Raw genomic sequence first — 11,933 nt, forward strand, 5'->3', positions numbered from 1 at the left:
TCAACCTTCTACCGTCAGACATGCACGTCGGCCCTTTCACGGGCAGGACGTTTTCCTACTCTTCTCCGTCTCGTCCGTCATCACCATGTGCCCCGTTAATCTCCGCGCGAAACTTGCCCGCGCCTCTTTGTTCGCAGCGTTCGGTGCGCTGCTTTTCCCGGCCACCGCATCCGCCATCCTCGATCGCGATGCCAACCAGCTGAGCGACATCTGGCAGCTCCAGTATGGGACGGGAAACGTCTCCGCCGCCGCAGACACTGATCGCGATGGATTCACGAATCTCGAAGAGAGCGCGGCCGGCACCAACCCGCTCGATCCAAACTCCCGCCCGGTGATGAACATGCAGTCGGGCGCAGGCCAGGTGCAGATCAAGTGGGTCAATCCCGGCGACAAGCAGTACACCGTCCTCACTTCGCCGACCCTTGGCGCCGGCGCGGTCTGGACTACCGCAGGCATCTACACCGGCGGCGCCGGGCAGATGACGGCGGCGTTCAACGCCGGCTCGACTTCCGGTGGATTCTTCCGCGTGCAGATCGACGATCTCGATACAGACGGCGACGGTCTCTTCGACTGGGATGAGCGCCGCCTCGGGCTCGATCCCACGCGCAAAAACACCGATGGTTATGGCAGCACCACCATCACGGATTTCTATCGCGCCAACCAGGCGCTGCTTCTCGCGACCGATGCGAACGCGACCAACGACAACTCGGTCACGGTCGCCGCACTCGATCCGTACATGTCGGAAAACTGGGCCGATCCCGGTGTCATCGTTTTCCGTCGCAGTGGCGGCACCAATGCGCTCCCGCTCACCGCGATCACCGTTAATTACACCATCGGCGGCACCGCCACGGCGGGCACCGATTACCAAGGCCCGGCGAGCGGCACAGTGGCCTTCGGGCTTGGCGTGAGCGAAGTGCTCATGAATTTCACGCCCGTGGCTGACGCTGACGTCGAGGGCTCGGAGACGATCACGGTCACGTTGCAAACCGGCACCGGCTATATTTTGGGCACTGCACTCGCGGGCGCTCCCTCCGCGACTGTCGCGACGATCAACCTCGCCGACGCCACGGGTGGCGCGATCTCCGATGAAGAAGCCGCGCGGTTCCTCGCGCAGGCGACCTTCGGTCCGACCGAGGGCGAGATTACCCGCGTGAAGCAGCTCGGGTTCTCCGGCTGGATCGACGACCAGTTCACCCGCGCGGCCAACTATCACCTGCCGCTCGTGCATACCTGGCAGGCCGAGTACCAGGCGCTCGCCACACCCGCCAACGCGACGTCCAGCGACCGCACCGAAGTCTGGTGGCGCCGCGCCATGGCGACCGATGGCGCGTCCGATCCGCTCCGCCAGCGCGTCGCTCACGCGATCAGCCAGATATGCATCATCTCGGACCGTGTCGAGACACTCGATGGCAGCCCGCGCGGCATGGCCGCTTATCACGACAAGCTGCTCGAAAACACCTTCGGCAATTACCGCGATCTGCTGAAAGCCGTCTCGCTCCACCCGACGATGGGCATCTACCTCAGCCACCTGCGCAACCAGAAGGCCAACCCTTCGCGCAACATCTACCCCGACGAGAACTATGCGCGTGAAATCATGCAGCTCTTCTCGATCGGCCTCTGGGAACTCAACCCCGATGGCACCCGCAAACTCGACGGGAACGGCCAGGCGATCCCGACCTACGATAACGAAGACATCTCCAACTTTGCCCGCGTCTTCACCGGCCTGAGCTACAGCAAAAAGTTCACGAGCTCCACGAACTTCACCGTAATTGACACCGTCGGCTTCACCGACGGAAACGCGCTGATGTGGGAGCCGATGAAAGGCTTTGACGCCTACCACGACCTCGCCGCGAAGACCCTGCTCAACGGCTTGGTGCTTCCCGCCCGCACCGCCAGTCCGGGCGGCACCGGCACCGCGACCATGCTCGATGTCGATGCCGCGATGACCAATCTCACCAATCACAACAACACCGGCCCGTTCATCGCGCGCCTGCTGATCCAGCGCCTCGTCACCTCCAATCCTACGAATGCCTACATCGGCCGTGTCGCCGCCGCCTTCGCCAACAACGGCTCCGGCGTGCGTGGCGACATGCGGGCGGTGATCAAGGCCATCCTGCTCGATACCGAAGCCCGCTCGCTCTCGCTGCTCACCGAGCCCGATCAGGGCCTCCAGCGTGAACCCTATCTGCGCTACGCCGCGCTCACCCGCGCGCTGGGCACTGTTCCTGCCGACGGCCGCTACCGCGGGTTTCGCAACATCGACGGCGATTTCCTCCAGCGCCCCTACAGCTCGCCCAGCGTGTTTAACTTCTACTCACCCGACTATCAGCCGCTCGGTGTGTTGAAGAACGCAGGCCTCGTTGGCCCCGAGTTCCAGATCACCAACGGCGTCACCGGCATCACCTCGCCCAATCGTTTCTATAACTCCATTCACAACACCACGCTGCTCCGGATGAACGTCTCTGCCGCCACGAACATCGATGGCACCGCAAACACCACGCTCGATTGCGTCATCGACACTGCGCCATGGATTGATGACGCCACGAGCAATCCCGAATCCCTCGTCGCCCGACTCGATCGCATCCTCGCCGCCGGCCAGCTATCGACCAACACCCTTCGGATCATCACGAAAGCCGTCCGCCGCATCGACGATCCGCTCGGCACGACCGATCCCACGACCCGCACCACGCGGGCGATCAACCGCCTCCGCATGGCCGCCTACCTCGTGGCCATCTCACCCGAAGCCTGCGTGCTCAAATAAACCTTCCCGCTTTTTTAACCCGCGTCCCTTTCCCGCCATGAGCCAACCCATCAACCGCCGCGCCTTTCTCGGCCAGGCCAGCTGCGCTGCTGTCGGCAGCACCTCGATTCTTTCCACGCTCCTCAACCTCCGCATGGCCAGCAGCGCCGCCGCCCAGTCCATGCCCGCCGCTCCCAATACCGATGACTACCGCGCGCTCGTGTGTCTCTTCTTCGCCGGCGGCCAGGACTCTTACAACATGCTCATGCCCTGCGGCACCGAGCACGCCGCCTACGTGACCACGCGTGGCGGCCTGCACGACGATGCGGCTAATCCCGGCGGTCTCGCGCTGAGCCAGAGTGAGATTCTTTCGCTCGGAAATTCCGGCATGTTGCTAGGCCTGCATCCCAGTATGACCGGCCTGCGCGATCTCTACACGCAGGGTAAACTCGCGATGGTTGCGAACGTCGGCACGCTCAACGAGCGCATCACGAAGACGCAGTACAACAGCTCGGGTGCGAAACTGCCGCGCGGTCTCTACTCCCACTCTGACCAGCAGCAGCAATGGCACACCTCGGTCTCCACCGAGACCCGCGGCATCGGCTGGGCCGGGCTCGCCGCCGATCTGCTCCACTCGACGAGCAACGATCAGCGCATCTCGATGAACACATCGCTCTCGGGAAATAATGTCTGGCAGAGCGGCAACACGCTTTTCCCGTACAGCGTCAGCTCCTCCGGCGCGGTCGCACTGAGCGACTACAACAACAGCAACGCATCGAATCTGGGTGACACCAATCGCACCTCCACGCGCACCGCCGCCGTGAACAGCCTGCTCGGCCAGCAGTACCAGAATCTCCTCGAAAGCACGTTCTCCTCGAACATGCGTGACTCGATCGACACCGGCCTTTTCTTCAGCGCCTCGGTCAACAGCATCGTCCTCACGACGCTGTTTCCCGGCGACACCGGCTACACCGGCACACCCGCCGGCTACACGCTCGCGAACGATCCCGCCCGCTCGCTCGCGGCGCAGCTTAAGATGGTTGTCCGCTCAGTCGCCGCACGCGCGGCACTCGGACTGCGCCGCCAGACGTTCTTCGTCAGCTACGGCGGCTGGGATCACCACGACGAGGTCATCGATGCCCAGGCCCGGATGCTCGATGTCGTCAGCCGCTGCCTCACCTGTTTCTACGCGGCGCTCGAAGAAGTGGGCTCGCAAAACCAAGTCACGCTCTTCACCGCGTCCGACTTTGGCCGCACGCTCACCTCGAACGGCAACGGCTCCGACCACGCCTGGGGTGGTAATCACTTCGTCCTCGGCGGCGCGGTGAATGGCGGTCTCGTTTACGGCGCGTATCCTGACCTCACGCTCACCGGTCCGTCGATCGTCACGAGTCGCGGCGTCACGCTTCCCGCGCTCTCGGTCGATGAATATTTTGCCGACATGGCGCTCTGGCTGGGTGTGCCGCCGGGCAGTCTCAGCTCGGTGCTGCCGCGTATCGGAAACTTCTACACACCGAGCGGTACGCGTCCGGTCGGCTTCATGAAACCGTGATCGGAGCGCATGTCCCGCAAACTCATCTCCATCGCAGTAGTCGCCGCGCTGCTGCTCGCGGTCACGGCTGTGATCGTGCAACTACGTCCTCGTCGCGAATCTGAGCCGAAGAAGAGCGGCCCGGTGCCGGTGGTTCACCTCGAAGGCTCGGCCGCGCCCGATCTTGGGCCGGCGACGCTGCCGCTCGCCGATCCGTCGGCGTACGCAGAGTTGAATTCGAGCAAGACGACGGCGCTTCAAGACGTGCGCATCGTGGAAGGGCTCGTGCAGAACATGCAGCAGTTGCTCAAAACCGCCGCCGTGCCGCCGCTGGGTTTCAACGAAGAGATCACGCGCGCGCTCACGGGCCGCAATCCGCTCGAACTCGCGTTCATCCCGTCCACGCATGCCGCGATCAATGCGCGTGGCTTGCTCTGCGACCGCTGGGGGACGCCGTTTCATTTTCATCCGGTGGCCAACGATCGCATCGACGTGCGCTCGGCGGGGCCGGACAAAACATTGTTCACGGCGGACGATGTGGTGAGCGCCTCGTCGCCAGCGGTCTCGGGCCCGGTGGCCGATCCGGGCGCGTGAGCGGGGGGCGCGCGTGGCGCGGAGTGTTTAGTGCGGAGTCATGGGCGGGTCGTGCGGATGATCCCGCTCGTACGCCTCTTCCCGGGCGGCGGTGTCGATGCGCAGCAGCCAGTAGATCGGACAGAAGGCGCACGCGGCGCTCAGGACCGGGATGAGGCCGAGCAGGCCCCACCAGCCGAGACCATTGACGGTGAAAAACAGGACAGCGCTGCCGAGGAGGAAACGAACCCCGGCGTCATAGGAGCCTACGTTGGTTTTCATGGGGTGGATTAGGTTGATGCGAAAGGGTACGCCTCCGGAGGCGTTTCCGCTGCGCAGGGTTTGCCCGAAGCTGGGCATATCTGGACCGCGCGCGGCTGCGGATATGCCGATGGCTTGGTTCTCGCCACCGGCGCGCGCGCGGGTTTGGTTGACGGACTTATGAGTCAAACGAGTCCCGCCCGCGCTGCCATCACGTCCACCTCGCCCTGCCCGTGTGGCAGTGGGAAAACCTTCGGCGAATGCTGCGAGCCGATCATCCAGCAGAAGCGGGTGGCGACGACGGCGGAGCAAGTGATGCGCTCGCGTTTCACCGCGCACGTGATCGGCGACGAGGCGCATCTGCACCGCACGTACGTGCCGACCGCGAGCCAGCCGTATGTCGCCGAAGCGGAGACGGGCGAGCCGATGCAGTGGACGCGTCTGGTGATCCACTCGCACGAGCATGAGGTGAAGCCGGACATGTCGTATGTCGATTTCACCGCGTACTACCGCGAAGGTGACGGCGAGAAGGCGATGCACGAGAAGTCGGAGTTTCTCCGCGTGAATGGCGCCTGGATTTTTAACCGCCCGATCCGCCAGGGTCCGGCTCCGGTGAAGACGGCGGTCAAAGTCGGCCGCAACGATCCGTGCCCGTGCGGCAGCGGGAAGAAGTACAAGCAGTGCTGCCTGGCGAAAGCCTGAGGCCGGGCTGTGTAGCCGCGAGCGCGCAGCGAGCGGTGGGGCTTGAGAAAGAGGAGACGCGGTGATGCGCCGCGTCTCCAGGGCGGTGAATAAGATTTCGGGATTATCCGCTCGCCGGTTTTCGCGGGCTTTAAGAAACAGGTGATGCGTTCGTCATTCGCGGGAGGCGGCCATTCCGGCCTGGCTCCCGTCGAAAACCCCTCCGCGTCTTTCCCCATGCGCCTTTCGCTTCTGCCGTTTGCTGCCGCTGTGTTGTTGTCGTTCGCGCCGCTGAGCGCGCAAACCCTCGGCCTCGCGCCGGAGCCCGCGCCGAAGACGGCCGGGGAGAAACGCGCCGCGTACGATGCGCGCCTCGCTGAGGCGAAGAAGCGCGCGGCGGAGAAATCCTGGGCGCTGGCGCGCGAGGCGTATGCGGCGGCACTGCCGTTCGCGCCGGATGCTGAGGCGAAGCGCTGGTGCGAGTTGTGGGTGCTGGATGCGACGTGGCGGAGTGGCGTGCCGCAGAAACACGGTGAGTATGCGGATGTGGTGGTGGCGTTTGAAAAGCTGCTTGCGCCTTATGCGAAGACTTCGGAGCGCGACGATTATTGGGTGGCCGTGATAGAGAGCTTGGCCGCTGCAAAACGGGCCCAGCCGTGGCACTTTCGGAACTATAAAACTCCGGGGACCGATGAGCTGGCGGTGGCGGAGTATCTCGCAGCGCAGCCGGAAACGCCGGCTGCGGCGGCGCGGTATGCGGCGTTTTTGGGCCGGCTCACGGAGCTCGATGACCGATACTTCGAGCCCACGGCTGATTGGCGGGAGCGGTTGATGCAGCATCGCATGCAGGCGGCACGGGTGATCGCCGATCCAGTGGCGCGGGCGCGCTGGATGGTGCGGACGGCGGATTTTGCGGCGAAGGAAGCTGTCTCCAGCGAGCGTTGCGCGCGGTTGTACGCGGATGCGCTGGAGGCAGCCAAGGGCACGGTGTTTCAACCGCTGGCGGAGGCGCGGGAGTTTTTGTGGCGGGCTGATAACGGGCGGTTGACTCCCGATGCCAAACGGCGGCCCGATCTGCCGGCGTGGCTGGTGGAGATCGAGCGGCTTCAGATCGCGCTCACTGCGCTACCGGTGGAGGAACCGCTGCGGCAGCCGGCACTGAAGCAGTTGAACGATCTCAGGATCACGTGGACCGAGCGGCATGTGGAATTTTCCATTGAGGATATTTTCCGTCCTGAGGAGCGCGTGCGGTTCACGGTGGGAGCGGCGTATGTGGGACAGATGGGATTTGAGGTGCATCGACTCTCACCAGCTGACTGGGCGAAAATCCATCAGGGGGTGCATGGCGAGGGCATGGCGGAGCTGCCGATGAAGCAGGACAAGGTGCTGGGCTGGGAGCTGAAACTCACGGCAGATGTCCCGGCTCATCTGTGGCAGACGCGAGTGATGGAGATTCCCGAGGCGCTGGCACCAGGGATGTACGTGCTGGCGGTGCGAGACGATCTGGGGCGTTACCGGGTGCGGCGGTTCGCCGTGAGCAGTGTCGCCGGGACGATGGTGACCCTGGCGGAAAATCGCCGGGAGCTGTTTTGCTATGACAGCAAGGCATACGCGCCGGTCGCGCCGATGACTCGTGCGGTAGCGTGGCTGGGAAGCGCCAAAAATGAGAAGCCGGGCGATCCGATCACGCTTACAGCGGATGCGAACGGGCGTTTCGTTCTCGGTGAGACAGGGCTGAAACATTTTCAGACCGCGACGCTGGTGATCGAGGGCATGGGGCCGGTTATGTTGGGTGAGTCCTACAGCAGTTGGCGCGGAGATGGGAACGCGGAGGGCGATGCGTTGCATCTCGATTTGTTTCTGCCGCGCGAGCTTTACCGGCCGGGCGAGACGGTGCCGTTCAAACTCATCGGGCGTCATCGGCGCGATCATCGTTTCGTGAAGCCGGAGGGAAAACTCACGCTGAAGGCGCTGCTGGACGATGTGCCGGTCGGAGCGTCGCTGGAGATGGCGTGGGATGAGGATGGCGCGATGACGGGGGAAATCGCGATCCCCGTGGGGACGCGTCCGGGACGCGTGGAGTTGTCGCTGTTCAAGGGCGCTGAGGAGGTGGAGACGGTGGAGTTTTTCACGGTGGATAGTTTCCTGCCCCCGCCGGCGTTTGTTTCACTGGATCTGGCGGGCGATGTGATGGCGGTGCGGCGCGGGGGACAGATGACGTTTCGCGTGAGTGCGAAGTATTTTTCGGGCGGGCCGCTCGTGGGTGCGCCGGTGGAGTTTGGCGTGAGGCCAGATGTGTTTTCTTTGGAGAGGGAAAATGAGGACGAGCGTGGTGTTCGTGATGCGTGGGTGGCGGAGATGAAACGGAAGACGTTTCGCGGCGTGACCGATGCCGGGGGCGTGGCGACGTTTTCCGTGGAGCTGCCGGAGTTTTTGCCGCCGGTGTTCTGGCTTACGCCGGGCTATACGGTGAAGCCGGCAGGTCTGCCGGAGATGCGCGGGAGCGAGGCGATGGTCGCGACGGAGTCCGGGCTGCGATTGGAAATCGCCGGCGGGGAAAAACCGCGCGTGGTCGCGCCGGGAGAGCAGATGACGCTGCGTTTCCGGTATCTGGATGCGCGGGGGAAACCGGCGCCGGTGTCGGGCGAAGTGAGTTTGATCGAGAGCTGCTGGCAGGAAGTGTGGCTCGATCCGGAGGGACGGGCGGTCACGGGCGGGGCATTGATCGAGGCGCGGAAAATGTTGGAGCTGCCGGCGGGCGCGGATTTGCCGGGCGTTTGGAAAAAGATCCACGCGGAGACGGAGACGGGTGTCGTGGCCACGGAAGCGCCAGTGGCGGGAGCGGACGGTTGGGCGAGCGTGACGTTCACGGTGCCGCGCGCGGGGGTTTATCATTTCGATTTTAATGCGGAGAGCGGGCGCGTGGTGGCGGTGGATGAGCGGATGTTTTGGGAAAAAGCGGGCAAGCCGGCGCTCGTGTATGCGGTGGATGCGGCGACGCGGACGCTGGCGTTGAAGCCGGATCGAGAGTGGTTGATCGCGCCGGACGATATCGGCGCGGGAGAGAAGCCGCGGTTTCTCGTGATCATGCCGGAAGGCATCCGGCGGGGGTGGCTCGCGGTGAGCGGTGAAAAGGAAACGCGGACGCAGGCGTTCACGAGTGAGGGGCGCGTGACGCTGGTGACGTTCGACGATCCACCGCTTTTCAGTGCGCAGGGTGAGGCGCGGCTGATCACGGCGCGGGCGGAGCGTTACTATGCGGGCACGGAGGCGACGTTTGCCGTGAGGCATCCGGCGGAGACGATCCGCACGGAGATCGTGGGAGTGCCGGACGGGTTGCGTCCAGGCTCGCGCGGAGAAGTGACGCTGCGCACAAGCGATCACGAGCGGCGGCCGGTGAGCGCGACGGTGGCGCTGGGTGTGTCGGATCAAGCGGTGAATGAATTGCTCTCGAAGGAGCGGGAGAGCGTTCCGGCGTTTCTGGGTTTCGACGGGCACGTGAGATGCAGCGTTTCCACGAGCCGCCGGTGGGAGAAGAAAGCGTGGGTGGTGCGGCTGGCCGATCCGCGGCGCGGGCTGGAGTTTTATGAGGCGGTGACGAGCGGTGAAGATGAGGTGATCTTGAATGCGTTCAGCATCCCCGCCGGGAGGGCAGGTGGTGGATCAATGGGGGCGATGTCGGTCACGGCGGGCAGCGGTGGGACGGAGGGGGCTTCGAGCCGGGTGGTGAGTGCGGATTTGTCGTCGAGATCGGATGGGATAATCGAGAAACCAGCCCGGCCCGAACCGACTTCGACGGTGCTGGGGCAGGTGTTTGGGGCGGAGCCGAAACCGGTCGTGACGCTGCGGAGGCATTTTGTTTCGACGGCGTTTTGGGCGCCGGGGGTGAAGACGGATGCGAAGGGCGAGGCGCGGGTGGCGTTTACGTTTCCCGATAATCTCACGGAGTGGAGGCTGGCGGCGTATGCGATCGGCAAGGACGGGAACTCGTTCGGGACGGCGACGGCGTTTGCGAAGACGACGCTGCCGTTTCAGACGCGGCTGAGCGCGCCGAGGTTCTTGGTCGCGGGCGACATGGGCACGGCGACGGGGATGCTGGTGAATCGCACGGCGAGTGAGGCGAAGGCGGAGGCGACGATTGCGGTCGCGGGGGATGCGGTGCGGTTGGCGGAGAGGGAAAAGGCTGAGCGGACGGCGCTGGCGGTTTCGGCGAATGGGGAGACGCGGACGACGTGGAGCGTGCAGGCGAAACAGCCGGGTACGACGGTGATGACATTGAGCGCTCATACGCCGGCGGAGGGCGATGCGATGGAGTTGTCGGTGCCGGTGATGGAGGACGGCATCCAGCAGAAGACGGCGACGAGTGTGAGGCTGCGCGCGGGCGAGAAGACGGCACGGTTGTCGGTGGAGTTGCCCGTGCCGCTCGATGCGGCGCGCACGGAGGTGGAGTTGAGGCTATCGCCGAGTAGGGCGGCGGCGGTGCTCGATGCGCTACCGTACCTGATCGAGTACCCGTATGGTTGCGTGGAGCAGACGATGAGCCGGTTCCTGCCGGTGGTGGTCGTGAAGAAGATGTTGAGCGATCTTGGTTTTGACGAGGCAACGATCAAGCGGCGGATGCTGGCGCGCGAAACGGCGAAGCAGGCGGCGCGGCGCGAGAAGACCGCGGGATTTGCGAAGCTCGACGATGTGGTGACGCAGAGTCTGGCGCGGCTGGTGGCGGCGCAGAGTTATGACGGATCGTTTGGCTGGTGGCCGGGGCAGAAGAACGCGGATCTCTGGATGACCGCGTATGTGGCGTGGGGACTGGCACTGGCGGACGAGGCAGGAGTCGAGGTGCCGGAAAAACTCAGCGAAGAAACGAACGACGCGCTCGGAAAACTTTTAAAGCACGAAAGGCAGATCAACGACACGGTCGCGTGGGCGCTAGCGGCAGTGGTGCGGGTGGTGGGCAAGGAGATGGATGCGAAGGCGGTTGAGGGAGCGAAGGCGGTGTTTACGCGGCTCTATGAAGAGCGCGAAAAACTGTCGGCATCGGGGCGGGCGTGTCTGTTGCTCGCGGTGAAGCTGTGCGGGACGGAGGGGCAGCGCGCGGTGTTGTTGCGCAATCTGGAGAACGGTGCGGCGCGGGTAGTGTCAGGGGATTTTGGCGACACGGTGCAGTGGGGAAGTGAGCGTGGTTACTGGCGGGCGTCGGAAGGCTCGGTGGAGACGACGGCGCTGACGTTGCTCGCTCTGCTTGAGAGCGAGCCGGGGCATGTGTTGATCGAACCGGCGGTAAACTGGCTGGTGCTCAATCGCGGGAGCGGCGGCTGGAGCAATACGCGCGACACGGCGTTTGCGGTGCTGGCGCTGTCGCGGTTCCTGAGCGTGAGCCGGGAGGCGGAGCCGGATGCGGTCGTGGAGATCGTGGCGAATGGGAAAGTGGTGCGGCGGGTGACGCTGGATCGCGCGTCGTTGCTGGAAGGGCCGGCTGTGACGCTGGAGGCATCGTCGCTGAAGGCGGGAGAAAATCAGGTGGAGTTGCGGCGGGTCGGCGGAAAATCGCCGGTGTACGGGCTGGCGCTGATGTCGGCTTGGGCGACAGGCGAGGCGGTGAAACCGGCGGGGCATTTGCTGGAGGCGGGGCGGACGTTTGACCGGCAAAAAGCGCGGGCGACGCTGGCGGGGACTTTACATTTCACGCCTGAAGCGCAGCCGGTAAATGGGAGCGCGATGGAAGGAGAGCAGGTCGTGGCGCGTGTCGCGCTAACCGTGCCGAACGATCTGGAGTATGTGATGGTGGAAGTGCCGAAGCCGGCGGGGTGTGAGCCGCTCAATCCGCTCAGCGGCTGGGATGCGCGGCTGGTGCGTATCGGGAAGTCGGGCACGGCGCTGGCGGTGAGTGGTGCAGGCGGCCGTGATGAGATGAGTGCGGATGGGGAAGAGGCGATTTACCGGGAAGAGCACGATGACAAGAGCGTGTTTTTCATCGACCGGCTGGATGCTGGAAACTGGGAGATCCGTTTCGGGCTGCGGGCGGTACACCGGGGCGATTATCGCGCGCTGCCGGTGCAGGCTGAGGCGATGTATGCGCCGGAAGTACGGGCTAACAGCGATGCGCGGCGGCTGCGGATCGAGGCAGGCGAAGCGCGGTGAGCTCCGGGC

General features: G+C 64.5%; 6 protein-coding genes. 5 read left to right on the forward strand and 1 reads right to left on the reverse strand.

The genetic code is table 11. The features are described 5' to 3' along the window. Nucleotides 1–85: 85 nt before the first annotated feature. The 3 genes from CMV30_RS11035 to CMV30_RS11045 are packed head-to-tail and all read left to right on the forward strand — an operon-like array spanning nt 86 to nt 4,865. Entirely contained in the window at nt 86–2,761 is a 2,676-nt protein-coding gene (locus tag CMV30_RS11035; RefSeq protein ID WP_096056076.1) for a DUF1800 family protein, read from the forward strand. A gap of 37 nt (nt 2,762–2,798) precedes the next feature. Further along, on the forward strand, nt 2,799–4,292 hold the full coding sequence (locus CMV30_RS11040) for a DUF1501 domain-containing protein (protein WP_096056077.1): 1,494 nt from the start codon (nt 2,799–2,801) through the stop codon (nt 4,290–4,292). 9 nt (nt 4,293–4,301) lie between these two features. Next, entirely contained in the window at nt 4,302–4,865 is a 564-nt protein-coding gene (locus CMV30_RS11045; RefSeq protein ID WP_096056078.1) for a hypothetical protein, read from the forward strand. 27 nt (nt 4,866–4,892) lie between these two features. On the opposite strand, the gene CMV30_RS11050 is transcribed toward CMV30_RS11045, so the two are convergent. Continuing rightward, nucleotides 4,893–5,126: a YgaP family membrane protein gene (locus CMV30_RS11050; RefSeq protein ID WP_175414832.1), complete on the reverse strand. Its 234-nt coding sequence runs from the start codon at nt 5,124–5,126 to the stop codon at nt 4,893–4,895. A 159-nt stretch (nt 5,127–5,285) separates the two neighbouring features. Here CMV30_RS11050 and CMV30_RS11055 point away from each other — a divergent pair, with 159 nt between their 5' ends. Then, on the forward strand, nt 5,286–5,807 hold the full coding sequence (locus CMV30_RS11055) for a YchJ family protein (protein WP_096056080.1): 522 nt from the start codon (nt 5,286–5,288) through the stop codon (nt 5,805–5,807). A 216-nt stretch (nt 5,808–6,023) separates the two neighbouring features. Next, the gene (locus CMV30_RS11060) at nt 6,024–11,924 is read left to right on the forward strand and encodes an alpha-2-macroglobulin family protein (RefSeq protein WP_175414833.1); all 5,901 of its coding nucleotides are present in this window, start codon (nt 6,024–6,026) and stop codon (nt 11,922–11,924) included. The last annotated feature ends 9 nt before the right edge of the window (nt 11,925–11,933 follow it).

The sequence above is a fragment of the Nibricoccus aquaticus genome, assembly GCF_002310495.1.
Lineage (GTDB): Bacteria > Verrucomicrobiota > Verrucomicrobiia > Opitutales > Opitutaceae > Nibricoccus > Nibricoccus aquaticus.